Origin of the sequence: Pseudomonas sp. A-RE-22, assembly GCF_019956035.1 — a bacterium.
Lineage (GTDB): Bacteria > Pseudomonadota > Gammaproteobacteria > Pseudomonadales > Pseudomonadaceae > Aquipseudomonas > Aquipseudomonas brassicacearum.
This window is the reverse complement of the sequence record NZ_JAHBCZ010000024.1, coordinates 19,602-42,346: the sequence shown is the minus strand read 5'-3', so window position 1 is coordinate 42,346 and position 22,745 is coordinate 19,602. Positions and strand designations below refer to the sequence as shown.

General features: G+C 62.8%; 23 protein-coding genes and 1 riboswitch. Of the genes, 17 read left to right on the top strand and 6 right to left on the bottom strand.

The annotated features are described in order from the left end of the window. Positions 1–33: 33 nt before the first annotated feature. The 3 genes from relA (at position 34) to KGA89_RS14055 (ending at position 3,807) form a co-directional block, all read left to right on the top strand. On the top strand, positions 34–2,280 hold the full coding sequence (gene relA, locus KGA89_RS14065) for a GTP diphosphokinase (protein ID WP_003204671.1): 2,247 nt from the start codon (positions 34–36) through the stop codon (positions 2,278–2,280). A gap of 127 nt (positions 2,281–2,407) precedes the next feature. Continuing rightward, complete coding sequence (gene mazG, locus KGA89_RS14060) at positions 2,408–3,241, top strand: nucleoside triphosphate pyrophosphohydrolase (RefSeq protein ID WP_223471858.1); 834 nt, start codon at positions 2,408–2,410, stop codon at positions 3,239–3,241. A 26-nt stretch (positions 3,242–3,267) separates the two neighbouring features. Continuing rightward, positions 3,268–3,807 (top strand): DUF2058 domain-containing protein, encoded by a 540-nt coding sequence (locus tag KGA89_RS14055; protein WP_223471857.1) that lies wholly within the window; start codon positions 3,268–3,270, stop codon positions 3,805–3,807. A gap of 140 nt (positions 3,808–3,947) precedes the next feature. Here KGA89_RS14055 and KGA89_RS14050 read toward each other — a convergent pair whose 3' ends face one another. From KGA89_RS14050 to purM, 4 genes are all read right to left on the bottom strand, one after another. Continuing rightward, positions 3,948–4,142 carry a hypothetical protein gene (locus KGA89_RS14050; protein WP_223471856.1) on the bottom strand — a complete coding sequence of 65 codons (195 nt, stop codon included), beginning with the start codon at positions 4,140–4,142 and terminating at the stop codon, positions 3,948–3,950. A 288-nt stretch (positions 4,143–4,430) separates the two neighbouring features. Beyond that, on the bottom strand, positions 4,431–5,144 hold the full coding sequence (locus KGA89_RS14045) for a DUF3108 domain-containing protein (RefSeq protein ID WP_223471855.1): 714 nt from the start codon (positions 5,142–5,144) through the stop codon (positions 4,431–4,433). 8 nt (positions 5,145–5,152) lie between these two features. Beyond that, complete coding sequence (gene purN / locus KGA89_RS14040) at positions 5,153–5,803, bottom strand: phosphoribosylglycinamide formyltransferase (protein WP_003204660.1); 651 nt, start codon at positions 5,801–5,803, stop codon at positions 5,153–5,155. Continuing rightward, positions 5,803–6,861 (bottom strand): phosphoribosylformylglycinamidine cyclo-ligase, encoded by a 1,059-nt coding sequence (gene purM / locus KGA89_RS14035; RefSeq protein WP_003204658.1) that lies wholly within the window; start codon positions 6,859–6,861, stop codon positions 5,803–5,805. The genes purN and purM overlap by 1 nt, the downstream gene beginning before the upstream one ends. Before the next feature lie 364 nt (positions 6,862–7,225). Here purM and KGA89_RS14030 point away from each other — a divergent pair, with 364 nt between their 5' ends. The 5 genes from KGA89_RS14030 (at position 7,226) to KGA89_RS14010 (ending at position 11,805) form a co-directional block, all read left to right on the top strand. Then, positions 7,226–8,284, top strand: coding sequence for a DUF2066 domain-containing protein (locus tag KGA89_RS14030; RefSeq protein ID WP_003204656.1), 1,059 nt, complete (start codon positions 7,226–7,228; stop codon positions 8,282–8,284). Between the two features lie 32 nt (positions 8,285–8,316). Next, positions 8,317–9,390 (top strand): AI-2E family transporter, encoded by a 1,074-nt coding sequence (locus tag KGA89_RS14025; RefSeq protein ID WP_003204655.1) that lies wholly within the window; start codon positions 8,317–8,319, stop codon positions 9,388–9,390. Positions 9,391–9,559: 169 nt separating this feature from the next. Continuing rightward, positions 9,560–10,264 carry a DnaA regulatory inactivator Hda gene (gene hda, locus KGA89_RS14020; RefSeq protein ID WP_003178999.1) on the top strand — a complete coding sequence of 235 codons (705 nt, stop codon included), beginning with the start codon at positions 9,560–9,562 and terminating at the stop codon, positions 10,262–10,264. A 212-nt stretch (positions 10,265–10,476) separates the two neighbouring features. Beyond that, a complete protein-coding gene (locus KGA89_RS14015) occupies positions 10,477–11,103 on the top strand; it encodes a C40 family peptidase (RefSeq protein ID WP_003204649.1) in 627 nt (208 codons plus the stop codon). A 165-nt stretch (positions 11,104–11,268) separates the two neighbouring features. After that, on the top strand, positions 11,269–11,805 hold the full coding sequence (locus KGA89_RS14010; protein WP_003204647.1) for a C40 family peptidase: 537 nt from the start codon (positions 11,269–11,271) through the stop codon (positions 11,803–11,805). Between the two features lie 146 nt (positions 11,806–11,951). Here KGA89_RS14010 and KGA89_RS14005 read toward each other — a convergent pair whose 3' ends face one another. Further along, the gene (locus tag KGA89_RS14005; RefSeq protein WP_003204646.1) at positions 11,952–13,262 is read right to left on the bottom strand and encodes a PQQ-dependent sugar dehydrogenase; all 1,311 of its coding nucleotides are present in this window, start codon (positions 13,260–13,262) and stop codon (positions 11,952–11,954) included. 137 nt (positions 13,263–13,399) lie between these two features. Beyond that, positions 13,400–13,984, bottom strand: coding sequence for a hypothetical protein (locus tag KGA89_RS14000; protein WP_223471854.1), 585 nt, complete (start codon positions 13,982–13,984; stop codon positions 13,400–13,402). Positions 13,985–14,138: 154 nt separating this feature from the next. After that, positions 14,139–14,348: riboswitch (cobalamin riboswitch) on the top strand. A 78-nt stretch (positions 14,349–14,426) separates the two neighbouring features. Here KGA89_RS14000 and cobO point away from each other — a divergent pair. From cobO to cobC, 9 genes are all read left to right on the top strand, one after another. Beyond that, on the top strand, positions 14,427–15,053 hold the full coding sequence (gene cobO, locus KGA89_RS13995) for a cob(I)yrinic acid a,c-diamide adenosyltransferase (protein ID WP_003204642.1): 627 nt from the start codon (positions 14,427–14,429) through the stop codon (positions 15,051–15,053). 11 nt (positions 15,054–15,064) lie between these two features. Further along, the gene (locus tag KGA89_RS13990; RefSeq protein WP_223471869.1) at positions 15,065–16,462 is read left to right on the top strand and encodes a cobyrinate a,c-diamide synthase; all 1,398 of its coding nucleotides are present in this window, start codon (positions 15,065–15,067) and stop codon (positions 16,460–16,462) included. Then, the gene (bluB, locus tag KGA89_RS13985; protein WP_223471853.1) at positions 16,459–17,109 is read left to right on the top strand and encodes a 5,6-dimethylbenzimidazole synthase; all 651 of its coding nucleotides are present in this window, start codon (positions 16,459–16,461) and stop codon (positions 17,107–17,109) included. The genes KGA89_RS13990 and bluB overlap by 4 nt, the downstream gene beginning before the upstream one ends. Continuing rightward, entirely contained in the window at positions 17,106–18,014 is a 909-nt protein-coding gene (cbiB, locus tag KGA89_RS13980; protein ID WP_013694063.1) for an adenosylcobinamide-phosphate synthase CbiB, read from the top strand. Before bluB ends, cbiB begins: the two co-directional genes overlap by 4 nt. Continuing rightward, complete coding sequence (gene cobD / locus KGA89_RS13975) at positions 18,007–18,999, top strand: threonine-phosphate decarboxylase CobD (RefSeq protein ID WP_223471852.1); 993 nt, start codon at positions 18,007–18,009, stop codon at positions 18,997–18,999. The genes cbiB and cobD overlap by 8 nt, the downstream gene beginning before the upstream one ends. Continuing rightward, positions 18,996–20,447: a cobyric acid synthase gene (locus tag KGA89_RS13970; RefSeq protein WP_223471851.1), complete on the top strand. Its 1,452-nt coding sequence runs from the start codon at positions 18,996–18,998 to the stop codon at positions 20,445–20,447. Before cobD ends, KGA89_RS13970 begins: the two co-directional genes overlap by 4 nt. A gap of 152 nt (positions 20,448–20,599) precedes the next feature. Beyond that, positions 20,600–21,121, top strand: coding sequence for a bifunctional adenosylcobinamide kinase/adenosylcobinamide-phosphate guanylyltransferase (cobU, locus tag KGA89_RS13965; protein ID WP_003204628.1), 522 nt, complete (start codon positions 20,600–20,602; stop codon positions 21,119–21,121). Beyond that, on the top strand, positions 21,118–22,173 hold the full coding sequence (gene cobT, locus KGA89_RS13960) for a nicotinate-nucleotide--dimethylbenzimidazole phosphoribosyltransferase (protein WP_223471850.1): 1,056 nt from the start codon (positions 21,118–21,120) through the stop codon (positions 22,171–22,173). Before cobU ends, cobT begins: the two co-directional genes overlap by 4 nt. Beyond that, on the top strand, positions 22,170–22,745 hold the full coding sequence (gene cobC, locus KGA89_RS13955) for an alpha-ribazole phosphatase family protein (protein ID WP_003204623.1): 576 nt from the start codon (positions 22,170–22,172) through the stop codon (positions 22,743–22,745). Before cobT ends, cobC begins: the two co-directional genes overlap by 4 nt.

Genomic DNA, 22,745 nt, shown 5'->3' with positions numbered 1-22,745 from the left:
ATTGAATCTGCGTCGTAGGGAAGGTAAGTAAAGATGGTACAGGTGAGAGCACACCAGCCGATCAACACCGACGGCAGTATCAATCTCGAGGCTTGGCTCGATCATGCGGTCAGCGTCGACATGGCTCTGGATCGCGAAGCCTTGAAGGCCGCCTGCGAGTTCGCTCGCGAGGCGGAGCAGCAACACAACGCGGCGAAGAACCTGTGGTCCGAAGGCACCTCGAGTTTCCAGACGGGCCTGGAGATCGCCGAAATTCTCGCGGACCTCAAGCTCGACCAGGATTCGCTGGTGGCGGCGGTGCTGTACCGCGGCGTGCGCGAAGGGCAGATCCAGCTACCGGTGGTCAGCCAGCGCTTCGGCACGGTGGTGGCCAAGCTGATCGACGGCGTGCTGCGCATGGCGGCCATCAGTGCCAGCCTCAGCCCGCGCCAGTCCATGGTGCTGGGCACCCAGGGCCAGGTGGAAAACCTGCGCAAGATGTTGGTGGCGATGGTCGACGACGTGCGTGTCGCGCTGATCAAGCTGGCCGAACGCACCTGTGCGATCCGCGCCGTGAAGTCAGCCGATGACGAAAAACGCAATCGCGTCGCCCGGGAGGTGTTCGACATCTATGCACCCCTGGCCCACCGTCTCGGCATCGGTCACATCAAGTGGGAGCTGGAGGATCTGTCCTTCCGCTACCTGGAGCCCGATCAGTACAAGCAGATCGCCAAGCTGCTGCATGAGCGGCGCCTGGATCGCGAGCGCTTCATCACCGATGTGATGACCCAGTTGCGAGAAGAACTGCAGGCCACCGGCGTGGTAGCCGACATCAGTGGCCGGGCCAAGCACATCTACTCGATCTGGCGAAAAATGCAGCGCAAAGGCCTGGAATTCAGCCAGATCTACGACGTTCGCGCCGTTCGCGTCCTAGTCCCGGAAATGCGCGACTGCTACACCGCGCTGGGGATCGTCCATACCTTGTGGCGGCACATTCCGAAGGAGTTCGACGACTACATCGCCAATCCCAAGGAAAACGGCTATCGCTCGCTGCACACTGCAGTGATCGGCCCCGAGGGCAAGGTGCTGGAAGTGCAGATCCGCACCCATGCCATGCACGAGGAGGCCGAGCTGGGCGTCTGCGCCCACTGGAAATACAAGGGCACCGACGTCAAGTCCGGATCCAATCACTATGAAGAGAAAATCTCCTGGCTGCGTCAGGTGCTCGAGTGGCATGAGGAGCTGGGTGACATTGGTGGCCTGGCCGAACAGCTGCGGGTCGATATCGAGCCGGACCGGGTCTATATCTTCACCCCCGACGGCCACGCCATCGACCTGCCCAAGGGCGCGACGCCGCTGGACTTCGCCTACCGGGTCCACACCGAGATCGGCCACAACTGCCGTGGCGCCAAGATCAACGGGCGGATCGTACCGCTCAACTACAGCCTGCAGACCGGTGAGCAGGTCGAGATCATCACCAGCAAGCACGGTACGCCGAGCCGCGACTGGCTGAACCCGAACCTGGGCTACATCACCACCTCGCGGGCGCGGGCGAAAATCGTCCACTGGTTCAAGTTGCAGGCTCGCGACCAGAACGTCGCCGCCGGCAAGACCCTGCTCGAGCGTGAACTCGGTCGCCTGGGCCTGCCTCAGGTGGATTTCGACAAGCTGGCCGAAAAAGCCAACATGAAAACCGCCGAGGACATGTTCGCCGCCCTCGGTGCCGGCGATCTGCGCCTGGCGCAGTTGGTCAACCTGGCCCAGCAACTGGTGGAGCCGGAGAGGGGCAACGAGCAACTGGAGCTGATTCCGCGCAAGGCTACCGGCTACAAGCCGGGCAAGCGCGGCGATATCCAGATCCAGGGCGTGGGCAACCTGATGACCCAGATGGCGGGCTGCTGCCAGCCACTGCCGGGGGATGCGATCGTCGGCTACATCACCCAGGGCCGTGGCGTGAGCATTCACCGCCAGGACTGTGCCTCGGTGCTGCAACTGGCCGGTCGCGAGCCGGAGCGGATCATCCAGGTCAGTTGGGGCCCGGTGCCGGTGCTCACCTATCCGGTGGACATCGTCATCCGCGCCTACGACCGATCAGGTCTGTTGCGTGACGTGTCTCAGGTGTTGCTGAACGAGCGGATCAACGTGTTGGCGGTCAACACCCGTTCGAACAAGGAAGACAACACCGCGCTGATGTCCCTGACCATCGAGATTCCGGGGCTGGATGCGCTGGGGCGGTTGCTGGGGCGGATTTCCCAGTTGCCGAACATCATCGAGACCCGGCGCAACCGGACGCCAGGGTGATCCCGTGATTGATGTGGGAGCGAGCTTGCTCGCGATGAGGGCCTTGCAGTCAAGGATGTAGTGACTCAAAAGCCGCAATCGCGAGCAAGCTCGCTCCCACAGGGTTTTGTGTGATGAGACGGATTTAATGTACAGCCTTGAAGACCTGCTCCACCTGATGAACCGCCTGCGGGACCCGCAGTACGGCTGCCCGTGGGACATCCAGCAAACCTACGCGACCATCGTCCCTCATACCCTGGAAGAAGCCTACGAAGTGGCCGATGCCATCGAGCGCGGCGATTTCGATCACTTGCAGGGCGAGTTGGGCGACCTGTTGTTCCAGGTGGTGTATTACAGCCAACTGGCCCGGGAAGAAAACCGCTTCGAATTTGCCGGTGTGGTCGACAGCATCACCCGCAAGCTGATCCGTCGCCATCCCCATGTGTTTCCTACCGGTGACCTGTATGCGCCCGTGGATATCCCGCGCCTGAGCGAAGAACAGGTCAAGCAGCGCTGGGAAGAAATCAAGGCAGAGGAACGGGCCGAGAAAGCCACGGCACCCGAGCAGTTGTCATTGCTCGACGACGTGCCGGGAGCGCTGCCGGCGTTGTCCCGTTCAGCGAAGCTGCAAAAGCGTGCGGCTCAGGTCGGTTTCGACTGGCCAGGCCCGTTGCCGGTGCTCGACAAGGTGCGGGAGGAACTGGACGAAGTGCTCGAAGCCATGGCCGACAACGATCAGGTGGCCATCAGCGATGAGATCGGCGATCTGCTGTTCAGTGTGGTGAACCTGGCTCGTCACTTGAAAGTGGACCCGGAAACCGCGCTGCGCGACGCCAACGGAAAGTTCGAGCGGCGGTTCCGATTTATCGAACAGGCATTGCGCGACACCCACCGTCCCATGGAAGATTGCACCCTCGAAGAGTTGGACGCCTTGTGGGGCGAAGCCAAACGTCAGGAAAAGAATTTGCCCAGCTGTGGCTGAGGCCGTTGCCTAAGTGAGTAAGCACCATGAGCCTTTCCCTTCGCGACCAGTTGCTCAAAGCAGGGCTGGTCAACCAAAAGCAGGCCAAGCAGGTCGGCAAAGAGAAACAGAAGCAGCAACGCCTGGCCCATAAAGGCCAGATCAAACTGGATGACTCCCAGCAGCGCGCCGCCCAGGAGGCCATGGCCGAGAAGGTCAAGCGCGACCAGGAACTCAACCGTCAGCAGCAGGAAAAGGTCGAGCAGAAGGCTCGGGCCGCGCAGATCAAGCAATTGATCGAAGTCTCGCGCCTGCCGAAGCTGACTACTGAGGACTATTACAACTTCGTCGACGACAAGAAGGTCAAGCGCATCTCGGTCAACACTCTGATGCGCAACAAGCTGAGCAGTGGCTCGCTGGCGATTGTCCACCATGCCGGCGGTTACGAAGTGATCCCGCGCGAGGCGGCCCTGAAGATCCAGGAGCGCGACCCCCAGCGCATCGTCCAGCTCAACACCCAGACCGAAGAAGTGGATGCCGATGATCCGTACGCGGCGTATCAGATTCCTGATGATTTGATGTGGTAAGCCGAGCGCAATGCCATTGAGTTGAAACACAAAACCTGTGGGAGCGAGCTTGCTCGCGATGGCGGTATATCAGTGGCAGTAACATTGACTGACACGACGTCATCGCGAGCAAGCTCGCTCCCATAAAGTGTTTCTGTCGTTCAGGATTCTGCCATTTCCCGCGAGTGCAGCCATTCCTCACGCTCCAGCTCGGCCTTGTAGCTGTGAGCGTCCGTTTCGGAGTGGAACATTCCCACCAGCAGATCCTGTTGATGCACATCCCAGATCCGGATACCGGCGGCAATCCCTTCGTGGGACATGTGGGCGTCGTCGCGTTCAGTTACTTTCACAGTCATCTTGCAAGCTCCAATCTCTGTTATCTGCAGCAAGGCGTGTGCAGGACTTTGTTATAGATTTTGGTAGCGTGCTAAGTAAATGCTTCGGCGCGTTAAAAAGTTTTCATGGAAAGCGCATCAGTCCTGCAGGCCAGGCAGTGCGCGGCATTCGGTCGCAGGTGGTTTTTCATGAAGAAATTTTCATGTTGCAGCGGCAAACCTGAGTGAAAGCGCAACCCCTGTGGGTGGTCATGAAATCCGGGCAATAAAAAGCCCCGCATCGGCGGGGCTTCTTGTTGTCGGCGTCGATCAGCTGCCTTTCACAGCCTTGCCGTTGACCGTGCCGTCCAGGAGCATGATGTTGTACTCCTTGCCGTCGGTCTCGACCTGTTGCAGGCGTACAAGCAGGTAATCCCAGTCCTTGGCGAACCAGAGCACGGTGATGCGCTTGCTTTGTGTCGGGTCGCGCACACGCTCGACCTTGATCGCCTCGATCTGGCCGGCCTTGGTGTCGACCTTTTCCGAACCCAGCACGCGGAAGTCATAGGTATCGACCTCGCCATCATCGACGACCTGATAGCTCATGCTTTTCTTGCCGGCCGCCACGTCGTGCTGCAGGGCCAGTTGATAGGTGGATTTATCGACCATGCCACGGTTGAGCGGCAGCTTGACCGCGTCGCCGCGATCGGTGCCGGTGACCATCTTGGTGTTCCAGTCGAAGTCCAGGTCGGCCTTCTTGGCCTTGCCCAAGCCACCACGTTCGAAGTGGTAGGACTGTGGCAGCAGCGTGTCCTTGTCCAGGGTCAGGGTGCTTTCTTCGGTCAGGCTGGCGATCATCATCGAAGCCTTGAAGCTCAGCTTCCAGGTGCCGTTGGCTTCCTTGGTCAGGCTGCGCTCGGCGGTGCCGCTCATGGGCAACTGTTTCCAGTCGGCGGTGTAGCTGGCGGAGAACGGTTGTAGTTCCGAAGCCTGTGCCAGGGGCAGGGCAAGCAGAGCGCAAGCGAAGAGCAGGGCGCGACGCATAAAATCTCCTAGTATCGAATCAAATGGCCGCTGGCGGCGAGCAACTGGCCGTCCAGTGAGGCTCCGCGATCGTCGAGGGTCAGCCTTCCTTCGGCAAACCAACGCACGGCCATCGGGTAGATCTGGTGCTCGCGGGCGTGAACCCGTTGCGCCAGGCTTTGCGGCGTGTCGTGCAACTCTACCGGTATTACTGCCTGTACGACCAGTGGTCCGCCATCGAGTTCCTCGGTGACAAAGTGCACAGAGCAGCCGTGCTCCGTGTCTCCGGCCTCCAGCGCGCGCTGGTGAGTGTGTAACCCTTTGTATTTGGGCAGTAGCGAGGGGTGGATATTGAACAGGCGGCCCTGGTAATGACGCACGAAGCCGGCGCTGAGGATGCGCATGAAGCCAGCGAGGACCACCAGTTGCGGATTGAAGGTGTCGATCTGTTCGATCAGCGCGGCGTCGAAGGCTTCGCGGCCCTCGAACGCCTTGTGATCCAGGACGCGGGTGTCGATACCCGCGTCCTTGGCGCGTTGCAGGCCGTAGGCATCGGCGCGGTTGGAAATCACCGCGCGGATACGGACCGGGCTGTCGCCGGTCCGCGTGCTGTCGATCAAGGCCTGCAAGTTACTGCCGGTGCCGGACAGCAGCACCACCACGTCACAGGTTGCGGACATCAGTGCGCCTTAAGGTTTTTCAGCTCGACCTGTGCAGCGCCTTCGGCCGCGGTAGCGATCTGGCCGATGACCCAAGGCTGCTCGCCGGCTTCACGCAATACGTTCAGGGCGGTCTCGACGTGTTCCTGGGCCACGCAGATGACCATGCCCACGCCGCAGTTCAGCACGCGATGCATTTCGGTTTCATCGACATTGCCTTTCTCTTGCAGCCAGTCGAACACCGCCGGGCGGGTCCAGCTCGCCACGTCGACCACGGCCTGGGCACCTTTTGGCAGCACGCGCGGGATGTTGTCCAGCAGGCCACCACCGGTGATGTGGGCCATGGCCTTGACGGCGCCGGTGTCCTTGATCAGCTTGAGCAGCGGCTTGACATAGATGCGGGTCGGGGCCATCAGCAGGTCGGCCAGTGGCTTGCCGTCGAGCTGGGTGTTTTCGATGTCGGCACCCGAGACTTCGATGATCTTGCGGATCAGCGAGTAGCCATTGGAGTGCGGGCCGGAGGACGGCAGGGCGAGCAGGGCATCGCCAGCGGCGACTTTCGAGCCGTCGATGATCTCGGCCTTTTCCACGACGCCGACGCAGAAGCCGGCCAGGTCGTAGTCTTCGCCTTCGTACATGCCGGGCATTTCAGCGGTTTCGCCGCCGACCAGGGAGCAGCCGGACAGCTCACAGCCCGCGCCGATGCCGGTCACGACCTGGGCGGCGGTGTCAACGTTGAGCTTGCCGGTGGCGTAGTAGTCGAGGAAGAACAGCGGCTCGGCACCGCAGACCACCAGGTCGTTCACGCACATGGCCACCAGGTCGATGCCGATGCTGTCATGCTTGTTCAGGTTCAGGGCCAGGCGCAGCTTGGTGCCGACGCCGTCGGTGCCCGAGACCAGGACCGGTTGCTTGTAGCCGGCCGGGATCTCGCAGAGGGCGCCGAAACCGCCCAGGCCGCCCATGACCTCCGGACGCGCAGTGCGCTTGGCGACGCTCTTGATGCGTTCGACCAATGCTTCACCGGCGTCGATGTCTACACCGGCGTCCTTGTAGCTCAGGGAGGGTTGCTTGCTCATGATCCAGGCCTTTAGGGGGGATTTCTGGGTAACGACCGACGCCGGGGCCATTGAATAACCGTTGTACGAATTATTCCGGGAGCCCAGCCATTGCCGGTCTGCGAAGGCGCGCGATTTTATCAGGCTTGAGGGGCAGCGGCCATCCTCGCGCCGACGGGCAGGGACATATCCACGGAAAAAAACCGATATTTCTTATATTGGTACTGCGTAGCGCGTCTGTATAAGGTGTAGCGGTAACCGGTTATGGTGATGACCGTGCGAAACTTCCATCGGGTGTGTGAATGTTTTGCCGGGTGCTGTGGTCACAGCCATGCTCAATCTTCTTCACACGGCCTGTTCCAGCCGTTATGTCCGGGAATCTTCCATGCGTTTGTTCAAATTCTTGTCCGTGGGCTGCTTGTCGCTGATCAGCCTGGCGAGCCATGCCGAAACCGTCAATGGCCTCTATCAGGTGCTCGAACCGGTCGTCAGCCAGACACCGGAGGAGCGCAATCAGGCGACGCTGCGCGCCCTGGATACGCTGGTCCTGCGCCTGACCGGCGACGCCAAGGCTGCCCAGAATCCCGGGTTGGCGGCGCTGCGCAAGGACCCGCAACAGATCATTCTTCAATATGGCTACGACGCCGGCCCGCCGGAAAGCCTCAAGGTGGACTTCGACCCGGCGAGCACCGACCGGGCATTGCGTTCGGCAGGCTTGTCGCTGTGGAGCGCGAACCGGCCATCGATCCTGGGCTGGTGGCTGAACGACTCGGTCGAGGGCTCCAGCCTGGTGGGCGATGGCCAGGCCAGCGCCACGCCATTGCGGCGTGCCGCCCAGCATCGGGGGCTGGCATTGCACTTGCCGCTGGCGGATTTGAGCGAGCAGATCGTTGCCACCGCGCCGAACCTGGAAGGCAGCGACCCGGCGCCTCTGCGCGCTGCCTCTGAGCGCTACGCGACAGACGCCTTGCTGGCGGTCCACGCCAAGGAAGAGGGCGGGCAGTGGCATGGGGCCTGGCGCCTGTGGCTGGGCGATCAGCGTGAGCAGGGCACAGCCCAGGGTGCCGATCCGGCCGCACTGGCTGACGCGGTGATGTTGGCGGTGAACCAGCGCCTGGCGCCGCGCTTCGTCGCCAAGCCGGGCGTGGCCACTGAACAGTTGCTGGAAGTGCAGGGCATGAACCTTGAGCGGTACGCGGCGCTTGGGCGTTTGCTCGAGCCATTTGGTGGGCAGTTGCAGCAGGTTGAGGGTGATAGGATCGTCTATCGGGTCAACGGCAGCGCCGAGCAGTTGAAGGCGCAACTGGCCCTGGCGAAATTGCAGGAAATCCCGCCCGGCGAGGCCGTCGCGCCAGTGCCTGTGGCGCCGCCCGCCGCCGATGGTTCGGCCCCGGTTGCAGCACCTGTGCCGGCGCCGGCAGCCAATCTGCGGTTCCGCTGGTAGGTTTTCTTTCTTTATATAGCTAGGAGTGGTTCATGGGCGATACGCGGCGTTGGTTCTGGTTGGGCGGGGTTGCCCTGCTGATTGCGCTTATCTATTTGCTGCATCCGATCCTGACGCCGTTCCTGGTTGCGCTGCTGTTGGCCTATCTGTTCGACCCGGTAGTGGATCGCCTGGAAAAACTCGGCCTGTCGCGGACCTGGGGCGTGGTGGCGGTATTTGCGCTGTTCACCTTGATTGTGGGCGCACTGTTGCTGGTGCTGATCCCGATGCTCGCCAAGCAACTGCTGCGCCTGTACGAATTGGCGCCGCAGATGCTCGATTGGTTGCAGCACAGCGCGGTGCCGTGGGTGCAGTCGAAGCTGGGGTTGGCGGACGGTTTCTGGAAGTTCGACAAGGTCAAGGCGGCCATCAGCGAGCATATGGGCCAGACCACCGACATCGTTGGCGTGGTGTTGAGCCAGGCCACGGCCTCGGGCCTGGCGTTGATCGGCTGGCTGGCGAACCTGGTGCTGATTCCAGTCGTGGCCTTCTATCTGCTGCGGGATTGGGACCTGATGATGGCGAAGATACGCAGTCTGCTGCCGCGTCACCGTGAAGAACGCATCATGACCCTGACCGGCGAATGCCACGAAGTGTTGGGGGCGTTCGTGCGCGGGCAACTGCTGGTGATGGTGGCCCTGGGCTTCATCTATGCGGCCGGGCTGATGCTGGTGGGACTGGAGCTTGGGCTGTTGATCGGCTTGATTGCCGGCCTGGCGGCCATCGTGCCGTACATGGGCTTTGTGATTGGTATTGGCGCGGCATTGATCGCCGGATTGTTCCAGTTCGGCGGCGACCTGTACCCGATGGTGGGCATCGTTGCGGTGTTCATGGTCGGTCAGGCCCTGGAGGGCATGGTGCTGACGCCGCTGCTGGTGGGCGATCGTATTGGCCTGCATCCGGTGGCGGTGATCTTCGCGATCCTGGCGGGGGGCGAGTTGTTCGGCTTCACCGGGATCCTGCTGGCGCTGCCGGTGGCGGCGGTGATCATGGTGCTGGTGCGTCATATGCACGATTTGTACAAGGATTCGGACATCTATAGCGGCGCCGAAGACCCTGATCTTTAGGGCGAATGTCGGGCGCAGCGTCAGGGAAACTGTCGCTCCGCTGTCTTGCCGCTGCAAACCTTTGATTTTGCTCGTGGTCCGGCGCATTGTGCGGTCCGCGCCACGGGTATAAACTTTGCGCACTTTACACAGAGGCCACTAACGGTTCCTTGGGAACTGTTCAGTCAGCATGAAACCGATTCAGCTGCCCCTAGGTGTGCGTCTGCGTGATGACGCCACCTTTATCAATTACTACCCAGGCGCCAATGCCGCTGCACTCGGCTATGTCGAGCGGCTTTGCGAAGCCGACGCCGGCTGGACCGAAAGCCTGATCTATCTGTGGGGCAAGGACGGGGTAGGGCGCACGCATCTGTTGCAGGCCGCGTGCCTGCGGTTCGAGCAATTGGGCGAACCTGCGGTGTACCTGCCGTTGGCCGAGTTGCTCGATCGCGGCGTCGAGATCCTCGACAACCTCGAGCAGTACGAACTGGTCTGCCTGGACGATCTCCAGGCCGTGGCCGGCAAGGCTGACTGGGAAGAAGCGCTGTTTCACCTGTTCAATCGGTTGCGTGATAGCGGTCGGCGCTTGCTGATCGCCGCCTCGACGTCGCCACGGGAGCTGCCGGTGAAGCTGGCGGACCTCAAGTCCCGTCTCACCCTGGCGCTGATTTTCCAGATGCGCCCGCTTTCCGACGAAGACAAGCTTCGTGCCTTGCAGCTGCGCGCGTCCCGGCGTGGCCTGCACCTGACCGACGAAGTCGGGCATTTCATCCTCACCCGCGGTACCCGCAGCATGAGCGCGTTGTTCGAACTGCTCGAACGCCTCGATCAGGCCTCACTCCAGGCCCAGCGCAAGCTGACTATTCCTTTTTTGAAAGAAACCCTGGGCTGGTAGAACCGTTGCAGGTAGTGGCTCTTGGCCTGCTCTGGACACGGCGAAACCCGCGGTCCTGCTGGGCTGCAGGCCACGTGACGTTCAAAATGGGCTTAAGCGCTTAGATGTAAACGTAAAACCGAGAAGTCACATTTGCATCGATTGAATTTGCAAATGAGGTTGATAGAAGGCATAGTCTCGCCATCTTTACTACTTCAGCCACGGTCGTGCCCATGCTAAATCGCTTCGCACCCCTCGTGCCTCTCGCACTCGTTACCCTGTTGTTTGGTTGCGCTGCCCACTCCCCAGTGTCCCAGCAAGAGCAACAACCACAGGTCAAGAACTCCGTTACCGCCCAGTCTTCCTCCGTTGCGTTCCAGGAAGAAATGGCCTCCGACAAAGAGCTCGCAGCCTTCGCCGGCAGCAAGCCTTACCAGCTTCCAGTACTGGCCGACAGCATCCTGGAACGCGGTATGTCGTTGATCGGTACCCGCTACCGTTTTGGCGGTACCTCTGAAGCCGGCTTCGATTGCAGCGGTTTCATCGGTTATCTGTTCCGCGAAGAGGCCGGCATGAACCTGCCGCGTTCCACTCGCGAAATGATCAACGTGAATGCCCCTCTGGTGGCTCGCAACCAACTGGAACCCGGTGACCTGCTGTTCTTCAGCACCAACGGTCGTCGCGGTCGTGTCAGCCACGCCGGTATCTACCTGGGCGACAACCAGTTCATCCATTCCAGCAGCCGCCGCAGCGGTGGTGTGCGGATCGACAGCCTGGGCGACAGCTACTGGAGCAAGACCTTCATCGAAGCCAAGCGCGCCCTCGCCATGGCACCGACGGTGGTCACTGCTCGCAAGTAAGCACACAGTTTGTAAGGCAAACTTAAAGTCTTACTTGAAGTTTGCCGTATAGCCGCTAGAATCCTAGATCATTGATTGATGGCAATCCGCCTGCGTACTCCGCAGGCGGATTTGTTTTCATGCCCACGGCAGAAAAGCCGCATCCAGATCAGGATTGTTCTGCATATGTCGACGTCGGCCCGCCTCGCCCTCATGTTTTTTGCCGCGCTGCTCAGCGCGTGCGCCAGCCGCACTCCGCCGCCGCCTGCTCCAGTGCGAGCTCCGGTGGTCTTTGCTCCCGCGCAACCCTTTTCCCCGGCCGCCGAAGATGTGCTCTTCCGGGCGCTTGGCCTGGTGGGCACACCTTATCGCTGGGGCGGTAACACACCGGATTCGGGTTTCGATTGCAGTGGCCTGATTGGCTATGTCTACCGCGATGCCGCCGGCATTTCCCTGCCACGTTCCACCCGCGAGATGATTGGCATGCGTGCCCCGGATGTCGGCAAGGAAGCCTTGCAGAGCGGCGATTTGATCTTCTTCGCCACCAATGGTGGCTCCCAGGTCAGCCATGCCGGGATCTATGTCGGTGAGGGCCGTTTCGTCCATGCGCCGGCCACGGGAGGCACGGTCAAGCTCGATAGCCTGTCCAAGGCCTATTGGCAGAGGGCTTACCTGGGCGCCAAGCGTGTGCTGCAGCCGGAGCATCTGGCGCGTAACCCCTGAGTTGTTGTTGCCCTGATCTGTGGGAGCAAAGCTTGCTCGCGAAACAGGCACCTCGATCTCTGAAAGACCGCATCGCCTTCATCGCGGGCAAGTCTTGCTCCCACAGGTCAGGAGTAAATCCCCTCGTCACAAGGGGTGTGTCGGCCTTATTTACCTGACACGCGCCAGATCTTGTTCCCCACATCATCGGCCACCAACAAGCCACCCTGCTTGTCGATCACCACGCCCACTGGTCGGCCCTGGGCTTTTTCGTCGGCGTTCAGGAAACCGGTCAGCACATCCACCGGTTGTCCCATCGGCTTGCCGCCGTTGAACGGTACGAAAATCACTTTATAACCACTGTGGGGCTTGCGGTTCCAGGAGCCGTGCTGGCCAACGAAAGCCCCTTCGGTAAACGGTGCAGGCAAGGTGCTGCCCTCGGCGAAGGTCAGCCCCAATGAGGCGGTGTGAGGGCCGACGGCGTAGTCCGGGGCGATGGCCTTGGCCACCAGGGCCGGGTTCTGTGGTTCGACCCGGACATCGACATTCTGCCCATAGTAGCTGTAGGGCCAGCCATAGAAGGCCCCGTCCTTGACCGACGTGATGTAGTCCGGCACCAGGTCGCTGCCGATCTCATCCCGCTCGTTCACCGCTGTCCAGAGCGCGCCGCTGCGGGGTTCCCAGGCCAGGCCGTTAGGGTTGCGCAAGCCCGAGGCGAAGATACGGTGATTTCCGCTGGCACGGTCCACTTCCCAGATGGCGGCGCGACCTTCTTCGGCCTCCATGCCGTTTTCCGCGACGTTACTGTTCGAGCCGGTGGTGACATACAACTTGCTGCCGTCACGGCTGGCAATCACGTTCTTGGTCCAGTGATGGTTGAGTGTGCCCCCGGGCAGATCGACGACCTTGGTCGGCTGCGCCTTGATTTGCGTGTCACCGTCCTTGTAGGGGAAACGGATCAATCGGTCGGTATCGGCCACGTAGAGGTCATTGCCGACCAGGGTCATGCCGAACGGTGAGTTGAGGTTTTCCAGGAACACCGTGCGGGTTTCGGCGATGCCGTCGTGATTGGCGTCGCGCAACAGGGTGATGCGATTGGGGCTGGGCACGCCGGCGCCGGCGCGGCCCATGACTTTTTTCATCACCCAACCCCGGATGCCCTTGGCGTCGTCCGGCTTGGGTGGGGCGTTGGTTTCGGCCACCAGCACATCACCATTGGGCAGCACATAGAGCCAGCGCGGATGGTCCAGTCCTTCAGCGAATGCACCCACTTGCAGGCCCTGGGCCGGGGTCGGCTTGGCGCCTTGCGGCCAGCCGACGGCTTCGGCGATGTTGACGGTGGGCATCAGGGTCTTGTTCGGTTCGGGCAGTTTCGGCGCTGGTCCGGTGCCGTCGGACACTTGCAAGGTGGACGACTCGCCGCAAGCGACAAGTCCGGCGGCAAGGACGACGATCAGGAGGTGGGGTGGCTTGAGCATGCTGGCTTCCCTATGAATGCATGTAGTTATTCATAGAGGAGCGTAGACGCGTGATGGTTCAACGGCGGGTGGGCCCCGTCAGCCAGGCAAGCAAGCTCCCTTTGGGAGCTTGCTTGCACAGTTCCTTGTTGAATGAATCAACCATGGGCCTGTTTGAATAGCATCGCAATGCCAGGATGGTAATGACCGGCTTCATTGCGCAACTTGCGGTAGGCGTAAGGGAAGTACCAGGCCGCGGCGCAGGTGTTTTCCTTCTGCAGGTCATCGATCATGTCCTGCAATTCTTCGGGCGTGGCGCTTTGCTGGGCTTTTTGCGGCGAGACGAACAGGCAGCCCAGCTTCAGGTCGCTGGCATAGCTGATGCGCTTGGCATCGCTGGTGGCTTCCAGTAGCGGCTGGGTCAGGTTCAGGTTGTTGACCTTGGGCCAGCGCTGGGTGGCCTGGATGAAGGCGCGCTCCTCGGTGCTGGCGATGAACAGGTCGGCGCTGACGTTGCGTTCGCCTTCTTCATTCTGCTTGCGGGTCGGGGCGTTCTGCAGCGTGACCATCTCAGCCATCCAGGCTGCGGCCGACAGCAAGCCGAGGTTGGCTTTTTCATCGAACCAGTAGGGCGTGTCGTTATCGCCACGCACCGCGTTGTAGCGGTCGATACAGTCAAACCAACGTTCCAGCACTGGACGCAGAAACTCCAGTTTTGGATTGCTGATGATCATCCCTTGCATGCTTTTGCCCTCTTGTTCTTGTGATATCGGGTCGTAATGTCGCTTTGATATCACTTGCCGCAGAATCCCACAAGATTGGCGTCATTTTATTGATCGGCGCCAATGATCGTCCCGACAGGCGGCTTTAATTGACGCTCCACCCCCAACCCTCTAACCTTCGCCGCTTGTTTCAGGTGCTCTGTGGCTGCGGTCGACAGAGTGAAACAGGGAAGCCGGTGAGTGCATACGAACCCGGCGCTGCCCCCGCAACGGTAAATGAGTCAACGCTGTGCTCAAGCCACTGTGTCGCAGACATGGGAAGGCGCACAGACCGGCACCACGCCGCTCATGAGCCCGGAGACCGGCCTGATTCATCCAACGGCATCACGGTGGGCGATGCCAGGCTTGTTGCCGTCTTTTTTTGTGCCCGCCCGCCGTTATCCAATCCCAACGGAGGCTTCCCATGACCGACTCCCTCTTCACCGACACGTCTGATCGCAACGAACGCCACCTGGCGCGCATGCTGCGCAAGAAAGCCGTGATCGACGAGCGCATCGCCAACTCGCCGAATGAATGCGGCCTGTTGCTGGTGCTGACGGGCAACGGCAAGGGCAAGAGCAGCTCGGCGTTCGGCATGCTTGCGCGGTCCATGGGCCACGGCATGCAATGCGGCGTGGTGCAGTTCATCAAGGGGCGCAACAGCACTGGTGAAGAACTGTTCTTCCGCCGCTTCCCGGAGCAGGTGCGCTTTCATGTCATGGGCGAGGGGTTTACCTGGGAAACCCAGGATCGCCAGCGCGACATCGCCGCCGCCGAAGCCGCCTGGGCCGTATCGCGCCAGTTGCTCAGCGATCCGTCCATTGGCCTGGTGGTGCTTGACGAGTTGAACATTGCCCTCAAGCACGGCTACCTCGACCTCGATCAGGTGCTGAGCGATCTGCAGGCCCGCCCACCGATGCAGCACGTGGTGGTGACCGGTCGCGGCGCCAAGCCCGAGATGATCGAGCTGGCCGACACCGTGACTGAAATGGGCATGATCAAGCACGCGTTCCAGGCGGGTATCAAGGCGCAGAAAGGCGTCGAACTGTGAGCGATCCCGCCATGACCAGCCGCCACTGTCCGGCGGTGCTGATCGCAGCGCCGGCCTCGGGCCAGGGCAAGACCACCGTCACCGCGGCGCTGGCCCGGTTGCATCGCAACCAGGGACGCAAGGTGCGCGTATTCAAATGTGGCCCGGACTTCCTCGACCCGATGATCCTGGAGCGGGCCAGTGGCGCGCCGGTCTATCAATTGGACATGTGGATGGTCGGCGAGCAGGAAAGTCGCCGACTGTTGTGGGAAGCCTCTGCCGAAGCGGACCTGATCCTGATCGAAGGGGTGATGGGGCTGTTCGACGGCACCCCGTCGAGCGCCGATCTGGCGCGGCATTTTGGCGTGCCGGTGCTGGCGGTGATCGACGGCACGGCCATGGCCCAGACTTTCGGCGCCCTGGCCCTGGGCCTGGCGCGTTATCAACCCGACCTGCCGTTCGCCGGGGTCTTGGCCAACCGGGTCGGCACCTTGCGCCACGCGCAGTTGCTTGAAGGCAGCCTGACCGAAGGCTTGCGCTGGTACGGCGCGCTGTCCCGGGAAACCGGCATCGAATTACCCAGTCGTCACCTCGGTTTGGTCCAGGCCAGCGAGTTGAACGACTTGGACGTGCGCCTCGACGCGGCCGCCGAGGCCCTGGCCGGTAGTTGTGAAGTGGCGCTGCCGCCAGCGGTGGAGTTCGCCGCGCCCGAGGTGATTGCCGTTGAGCCGTGGCTCGCTGGGGTATGCATCGCCGTGGCCCGTGACGAAGCGTTTGCCTTCACCTATGGCGCCAGCCTTGATCTGCTGCGGGCCATGGGCGCGCAGTTGAGCTTCTTTTCGCCGATTCATGACAGCGAACTGCCCGAGGCGGACAGCCTTTATCTGCCTGGCGGTTATCCGGAACTGCACCATGTTGCGCTTGCCGGGAACGCGCCGATGCTCGCGGCGATCCGTGCCCATCACGCAGCCGATAAACCGTTGCTCGCCGAATGCGGCGGCATGTTGTATCTGCTGGATTCATTGACCGATGTCGAAGGCGTGCGCACCGAACTGCTGGGTTTGTTGGCGGGTGATGCGCAGATGCAAAAACGCCTGGCGGCCCTGGCGTTGCAAGCGGTGGACTTGCCGGAAGGCACCTTGCGTGGGCATACCTATCATCATTCGCTGACCAGCACCGAACTTGAACCGATTGCCCGTGGCCATAGCCCCAATGGCGGGCGCGGGGCGGAAGCGGTTTTCCGTAAGGGGCGGATGACGGCTTCCTATGTGCATTTTTATTTTCCGTCCAATCCCAGGGCGATTGCTGCGTTGTTTGCGCCGGATCCTGAGACCGCTATCGCGAGCAAGCTCGCTCCCACAGGGGACCCAGTGATCTCAAGTGCAACGCTAGCCAATGTGGGAGCGAGCTTGCTCGCGAAGAGGCCATGACAGACACCGCTTTCTCCCAGGCCGAACGCAACGCCATCTACCGCGCTATCGCCGAGCGCCGCGACATGCGCCATTTCAGCGGCGGGACGGTTGAGCCGGCCTTGCTGCGCCGTCTACTGGAAGCCGCACACCAGGCCCCCAGCGTCGGGCTGATGCAACCGTGGCGATTCATCCGCATCAGCGACCGCGCCTTGCGTGGGCAGATCCGCGAACTGGTGGAGCAGGAACGCATTCGCACCGCCGAGGCCCTGGGTGAGCGCAGCGATGAATTCATGACGCTCAAGGTCGAAGGTATCGACGACTGTGCCGAAGTGCTGGTGGCGGCGTTGATGGAAGATCGTGAGCGGCACATCTTCGGTCGTCGGACCTTGCCGGAAATGGACCTGGCCTCGCTGTCCTGCGCGATCCAGAACCTGTGGCTGGCTTCCCGCGCAGAAGGGCTGGGGATGGGCTGGGTGTCGCTATTCGAGCCTCAGGCCCTGGCCGACCTGCTGGGCCTGCCCGCCGGGGCCAAGCCGCTGGCGATCCTCTGCCTGGGCCCGGTCGAGGGTTTTTATCCGGCGCCGATGCTCGCCCTGGAAGGTTGGGCGCAACCGCGCCCGCTCAATGAACTGCTATATGAAAACCATTGGGGAGTGAGCCCATGAGTGTGGCGTTGCTCAGTGCCGCCGCTGTGGCGCTGGATGCGCTGCTGGGCGAGCCCCGGCGCTGGCATCCGCTGGTGGCATTCGGTGGCTTTGCCAATCGCATCGAACAACGTTTCAATTCCGGCGGACGCGGTTGGCGCAGCCATGGGGTGACGGCGTGGATCATCGCCGTGGTGCCGTTGACCTTGCTCGCCACGGCCCTGTCCTGGGCGCCGATGGTCGGCTGGCTGGTGGAGATCCTCGCCTTGTACTGTGCCCTCGGCCTGCGCAGCCTCGGTGAACATGTCGAGCCGGTGGCGCGGGCCTTGCGCAGCGGCGACCTGGAGGAGGCGCGCAAGCGTGTCGGCTACCTGGTCAGCCGCGAAACGGCGGAACTGGATGAAGCCGCCGTGGCCCGCGCCGCCACCGAATCGGTGCTGGAAAATGGCAGCGATGCGGTGTTCGCCGCGTTGTTCTGGTTCGCCGTGGCCGGTGCGCCCGGGGTGGTGTTGTACCGCCTGAGCAATACCCTCGACGCTATGTGGGGCTATCGCAACGAACGCTTCGAGCGCTTCGGCTGGGCTGCGGCAAAAATCGATGATGGGCTCAACTACATTCCGGCGCGCCTGGTGGCATTGACCTACGCGCTGCTCGGTAAAACCCGCCTGGCGCTCAAGTGCTGGCGCACCCAGGGTCCGACCTGGGACAGTCCCAACGCCGGACCAGTGATGGCCGCCGGTGCCGGAGCGTTGGGTGTCGAGCTGGGCGGGGCGGCGGTTTATCACGGCGAACTGCACCAGCGTCCAGCGCTGGGCGAAGGCGTGCCGGCGAGTGCCGACGCCATTGATCGCGGCTGGCAATTGGTCCAGCGCGGCGTATGGTTATGGCTGCTGATTCTCTGCCTGGGAGCTGAGTTTTATGCTTGAGCACGGTGGCCGTTTGCGCAACGCAATCCGGCAATACGGCATTGCCGAGGCTGATTGGCTCGACTTGTCCAGCGGCCTCGCGCCTTGGCCGTTCGACGTCCCGGCGATTTCCCTGCGCGCCTGGGCGCGCCTGCCGGAAACCGATGACGGCTTGGAGCAGGCGGCCTGCGATTATTACGGCGCGCTGAATGTGCTGCCAGTGGCCGGTTCGCAGATGGCCATCCAGCTGTTGCCGCGCCTGCGCCGGGCCGGCAAGGTCGGTGTCTTGTCGCCCTGTTACGCCGAGCACGCCGAAGCCTGGCGCCGCAGCGGCTACATCGTGCGCGAAGTGCTGGAGTCGGAGGTGGATTTCTTTCTCGACAGCCTCGACGTGCTGGTGGTGGTCAATCCGAACAATCCCACGGGCCTGAGCCTTGCGCCCGAGCGCTTGCTGGACTGGCATGCGCGCCTGGCCCAGCGCGGTGGCTGGCTGGTGGTGGATGAAGCCTTCATGGACGTCACGCCGGCGTTGAGCCTGGCGGCGCACACCCATCTGGTCGGGTTGATCGTGCTGCGCTCGTTCGGCAAGTTCTTTGGCCTGGCCGGGGTTCGCCTGGGGTTTGTATTGGCCGAACGTCGCTTGCTCAAGTTGCTCGCCGAACAGGTCGGGCCGTGGGTCGTCAGTGGGCCGACCCGAGTGCTGGGCCAGGCGTGCCTGCTAGACACCGACGCCCACGCCCGCCAGCGCCAACGCTGCGAAGCCACCAGCCAACGCCTGGCGCTGATGCTCGAACGCCACGGCTTCAAGCCGCAAGGTGGCTGCGGATTGTTCCAATGGCTGGTCACCGAGCGCGCCTTGGGACTTCACGATTTCATGGCCCATCGCGGCATTCTCCTGCGCTTGTTTACCAACACCAGCAGCCTGCGCTTCGGACTGCCGGCCGACGACAGCGAATTCCTGCGCCTCGAACAGGCCTTAGAGGCCTACGCCAAGGACACCCAATGACCACAGTGATGGTGCAGGGCACCACGTCCGATGCCGGCAAAAGTACCTTGGTCACGGCTTTGTGCCGCTGGGTCCGGCGCCAAGATGTGAGCGTGGTGCCGTTCAAGCCGCAGAACATGGCCCTCAACAGTGCCGTGACGGCCGACGGCGGCGAAATCGGCCGCGCCCAGGCCGTGCAGGCCCAGGCGGCGGGGTTGGAACCGCACACCGACATGAATCCGGTGCTGCTCAAGCCCAACAGCGACACCGGCGCCCAGGTGATCATCCATGGCCGTGCCGTGACCACCATGACTGCGGTGGCCTATCACGATTACAAAGCCATCGCGATGCAAGCCGTGCTGGCCTCCCACGCGCGCTTGAGCGCGGCCTATCCGGTGGTGATGGTGGAAGGCGCCGGCTCGCCGGCCGAGATCAACCTGCGCGCTGGTGACATTGCCAACATGGGCTTTGCCGAGGCGGTGGATTGCCCGGTGCTGCTGATCGCCGATATCAATCGTGGCGGGGTGTTCGCTCATCTGGTCGGCACCCTGGAGCTGCTTTCGCCCAGTGAACAGGCGCGGGTCAAGGGCTTCATCATCAACCGTTTTCGCGGCGACATCGCCTTGCTGCAACCGGGCCTGGACTGGCTGGAAGCGCGCACCGGCAAACCGGTGATCGGCGTGCTGCCCTACGTGATGGACCTGCACCTGGAAGCCGAGGACGGCCTCGACCAGCGCCAAACCGCCAAGGCTGAGCAGGTGCTCAAGGTGGTGGTGCCGGTGTTGCCGCGCATCAGCAATCACACCGATTTCGATCCACTGCGCCTGCACCCGCAGGTCGACTTGCAATTCATCGGCCCCGGCCAGCCCATCCCGCCGGCTGACCTGATCATCCTGCCCGGTTCGAAAAGCGTGCGCAGCGACCTGGCCTATCTACGCGCCAACGGTTGGGCAACGGCGATCAACCGTCACCTGCGCTACGGTGGCAAGCTGCTGGGTATCTGCGGCGGTTTGCAGATGCTCGGCCAGCAGGTCCACGACCCGTCGGGGCTCGAAGGCGCGGCCGGTTCCAGTGCCGGGCTGGGCCTGCTGGATTTCGACACGACGCTGGAACACGAGAAGCAATTGCGCAATGTGCGCGGGCGACTGGCCTTGGAAGAGGCTGAGGTCAGCGGCTATGAGATCCACGCGGGCGTGACCACCGGCCCGGCCCTGGAAAACCCCGCGGTGCATCTGGAGGACGGTCGTTGCGACGGTGCCCAGAGTCTCGACGGGCAGGTGTTCGGCACCTACCTGCATGGGCTCTTTGAGTCGCCGGCGGCCAGTAGCGCGTTGTTGCGCTGGGCCGGGTTGCAGGATGTGCAGGCGGTGGATTACCACGGGTTGCGCGAGCGGGACATCGAGCGGCTGGCGGATCTGGTGGAGCGGCATTTGGATACTCGGTTGCTGCGTGAACTCTGTGGGATTTGAGGTGGCTGTGCCGGCCCCTTCGCGAGCAAGCTCGCTCCCACATTGGATGTCTGATGACCACAGAATTCGTGCACACCATAACTCCCCCTGTGGGAGCGAGCTTGCTCGCGAAGAGGCCAGTCGCCACAGCGCCAAATAAAAGGTAATGACCCATGCTGCAACTGATCCTCGGCGGCGCCCGCTCCGGCAAGAGTCGCCTGGCGGAAAAACTCGCCACAGACACCCAATTGCCAGTGACCTACATCGCCACCAGCCAACCCCTGGATGGCGAGATGAACGCGCGAGTCGTGCAACACCGCGCGCGGCGCCCGACCCAATGGGCGCTGGTGGAAGAACCCCTGGCCCTGGCGCGGGTGCTGCGGGAAAACGCCGCCCACGGGCAATGCCTGCTGGTGGATTGCCTGACCCTGTGGCTGACCAACCTGCTGATGCTCGACGACCCCGAGCAACTGAGCGCCGAACGCGAAGCACTGCTGGACTGCCTGGCCGCGCTGCCCGGGGAGATCATTTTTGTCAGCAACGAGACCGGCATGGGTGTCGTGCCACTGGGCGAGCTGACTCGCCGTTACGTCGATGAAGCCGGTTGGCTGCATCAAGCCTTGGCCGAACGTTGTCAGCGCGTCGTGCTGACCGTCGCCGGCCTGCCCCTGACTCTCAAAGGTACTGCGTTATGAATCACTGCTGGTGGCTGGACCCGTGCAAGCCCGTCGATACCCAGGCCCTGGAACAGGCTACGGCCCGTCAGCAACAACTGACCAAACCAGCGGGCTCCCTGGGGCGGCTGGAGTCGGTGGCGGTGCAACTGGCGGGCCTGCAAGGGCAGGTCAAACCGAGCCTGGAGCGGCTATGGATCGCGATTTTCGCCGGTGACCATGGCGTGGTCGCCGAGGGCGTATCGGCCTATCCCCAGGAGGTCACCGGGCAGATGCTGCTCAACTTCGTCAGCGGCGGCGCGGCCATCAGCGTCCTGGCGCGGCAACTGGGCGCGTCGCTGGAAGTGGTGGACCTGGGCACCGTCACGCCTTCGCTGGACCTGCCCGGCGTACGGCACCTGAACGTCGGGCCGGGCACGGCGAATTTTGCCCAGGGCCCGGCAATGACCGTGAGCCAGGGCGAGCAGGCCTTGCACGCCGGACGCGACAGCGTGGCGCGGGCGGTCGCGGCCGGGACGCACTTGTTCATCGGCGGCGAGATGGGCATCGGCAACACCACGGCCGCGAGCGCCCTGGCCTGCGCCTTGCTCGAATGCCCGGTGGCGCATCTGGTCGGGCCGGGCACGGGGTTGGACGCGGCGGGTGTCAGCCGCAAGGCCCAGGTGATCGAACGGGCCCTGGCGCTGCACACTGTTCAGGGCAGCGACCCGTTGCAGACCCTGTTCAACCTCGGCGGTTTTGAAATCGCCGCGTTGGTCGGTGCGTACCTGGCCTGTGCCCAGCAGGGCGTCGCCGTGCTGGTGGATGGTTTCATCTGCAGCGTCGCGGCCCTGGTGGCGGTGCGCCTCAATCCCGCGTGCCGGCCCTGGTTGCTGTTCGGCCATCGCGGCACCGAGCCGGGCCATCGCCACGTGCTGGAAACCCTCGGCGCCGAACCGCTGCTGGACCTCGGCCTGCGCCTGGGCGAGGGCAGTGGTGCGGCGTTGGCGGTGCCACTGTTGCGCCTGGCCTGTGACCTTCATGGGCAAATGGCGACGTTCGCCGAAGCGGCCGTGGCGGATCGCCCGGCATGACCTTGCGCCTGGACCTGCTGCGTCACGGCGAAACCGAGCTGGGCGGTGGCTTGCGCGGCAGCCTCGACGATGCCTTGACGGCCAGGGGCTGGGAGCAGATGCACACGGCAGTCGAGCAAGGCGGGCCCTGGGATTGCCTGGTGAGTTCACCGTTGCAACGTTGCGCCCGTTTCGCCGAGCAACTTGGTGCCCGACTCGGCGTGCCGGTGCAGCTGGACAAAGATCTGCAAGAGCTGCATTTCGGCGCCTGGGAAGGCCGTAGCGCAGCAGCGCTGATGGACACCGACGCCGAGGCACTGGGCCAGTTCTGGGCCGATCCCTATGCCTTCACACCCCCCGAAGGCGAGCCGATGCTGGCGTTTTCCAGCCGCGTGCTGGCGGCGGTCGAACACCTGCACTCGGCCTATGCCGGTCAGCGGGTCTTGCTGGTCAGCCATGGTGGCGTGATGCGCCTGCTGCTGGCCCAGGCCCGGGGTCTGCCTCGGGAGCAATTGCTCAATGTCGAAGTCGGCCATGGCGCGCTGTTTTCCCTGGCTGTGTCGGCAGGGCCCGTGCTCAAAGAGGCGGATTGA

Excerpts from the sequence above, each read along its gene's own strand:
- relA (WP_003204671.1), top strand. The coding sequence starts at position 34 with ATGGTACAGGTGAGAGCACACCAGCCGATCAACACCGACGGCAGTATC.
- mazG (WP_223471858.1), top strand. The coding sequence starts at position 2,408 with ATGTACAGCCTTGAAGACCTGCTCCACCTGATGAACCGCCTGCGGGAC.
- KGA89_RS14055 (WP_223471857.1), top strand. The coding sequence starts at position 3,268 with ATGAGCCTTTCCCTTCGCGACCAGTTGCTCAAAGCAGGGCTGGTCAAC.
- KGA89_RS14050 (WP_223471856.1), bottom strand. The coding sequence starts at position 4,142 with ATGACTGTGAAAGTAACTGAACGCGACGACGCCCACATGTCCCACGAA.
- KGA89_RS14045 (WP_223471855.1), bottom strand. The coding sequence starts at position 5,144 with ATGCGTCGCGCCCTGCTCTTCGCTTGCGCTCTGCTTGCCCTGCCCCTG.
- purN (WP_003204660.1), bottom strand. The coding sequence starts at position 5,803 with ATGTCCGCAACCTGTGACGTGGTGGTGCTGCTGTCCGGCACCGGCAGT.
- purM (WP_003204658.1), bottom strand. The coding sequence starts at position 6,861 with ATGAGCAAGCAACCCTCCCTGAGCTACAAGGACGCCGGTGTAGACATC.
- KGA89_RS14030 (WP_003204656.1), top strand. The coding sequence starts at position 7,226 with ATGCGTTTGTTCAAATTCTTGTCCGTGGGCTGCTTGTCGCTGATCAGC.
- KGA89_RS14025 (WP_003204655.1), top strand. The coding sequence starts at position 8,317 with ATGGGCGATACGCGGCGTTGGTTCTGGTTGGGCGGGGTTGCCCTGCTG.
- hda (WP_003178999.1), top strand. The coding sequence starts at position 9,560 with ATGAAACCGATTCAGCTGCCCCTAGGTGTGCGTCTGCGTGATGACGCC.
- KGA89_RS14015 (WP_003204649.1), top strand. The coding sequence starts at position 10,477 with ATGCTAAATCGCTTCGCACCCCTCGTGCCTCTCGCACTCGTTACCCTG.
- KGA89_RS14010 (WP_003204647.1), top strand. The coding sequence starts at position 11,269 with ATGTCGACGTCGGCCCGCCTCGCCCTCATGTTTTTTGCCGCGCTGCTC.
- KGA89_RS14005 (WP_003204646.1), bottom strand. The coding sequence starts at position 13,262 with ATGCTCAAGCCACCCCACCTCCTGATCGTCGTCCTTGCCGCCGGACTT.
- KGA89_RS14000 (WP_223471854.1), bottom strand. The coding sequence starts at position 13,984 with ATGCAAGGGATGATCATCAGCAATCCAAAACTGGAGTTTCTGCGTCCA.
- cobO (WP_003204642.1), top strand. The coding sequence starts at position 14,427 with ATGACCGACTCCCTCTTCACCGACACGTCTGATCGCAACGAACGCCAC.
- KGA89_RS13990 (WP_223471869.1), top strand. The coding sequence starts at position 15,065 with ATGACCAGCCGCCACTGTCCGGCGGTGCTGATCGCAGCGCCGGCCTCG.
- bluB (WP_223471853.1), top strand. The coding sequence starts at position 16,459 with ATGACAGACACCGCTTTCTCCCAGGCCGAACGCAACGCCATCTACCGC.
- cbiB (WP_013694063.1), top strand. The coding sequence starts at position 17,106 with ATGAGTGTGGCGTTGCTCAGTGCCGCCGCTGTGGCGCTGGATGCGCTG.
- cobD (WP_223471852.1), top strand. The coding sequence starts at position 18,007 with ATGCTTGAGCACGGTGGCCGTTTGCGCAACGCAATCCGGCAATACGGC.
- KGA89_RS13970 (WP_223471851.1), top strand. The coding sequence starts at position 18,996 with ATGACCACAGTGATGGTGCAGGGCACCACGTCCGATGCCGGCAAAAGT.
- cobU (WP_003204628.1), top strand. The coding sequence starts at position 20,600 with ATGCTGCAACTGATCCTCGGCGGCGCCCGCTCCGGCAAGAGTCGCCTG.
- cobT (WP_223471850.1), top strand. The coding sequence starts at position 21,118 with ATGAATCACTGCTGGTGGCTGGACCCGTGCAAGCCCGTCGATACCCAG.
- cobC (WP_003204623.1), top strand. The coding sequence starts at position 22,170 with ATGACCTTGCGCCTGGACCTGCTGCGTCACGGCGAAACCGAGCTGGGC.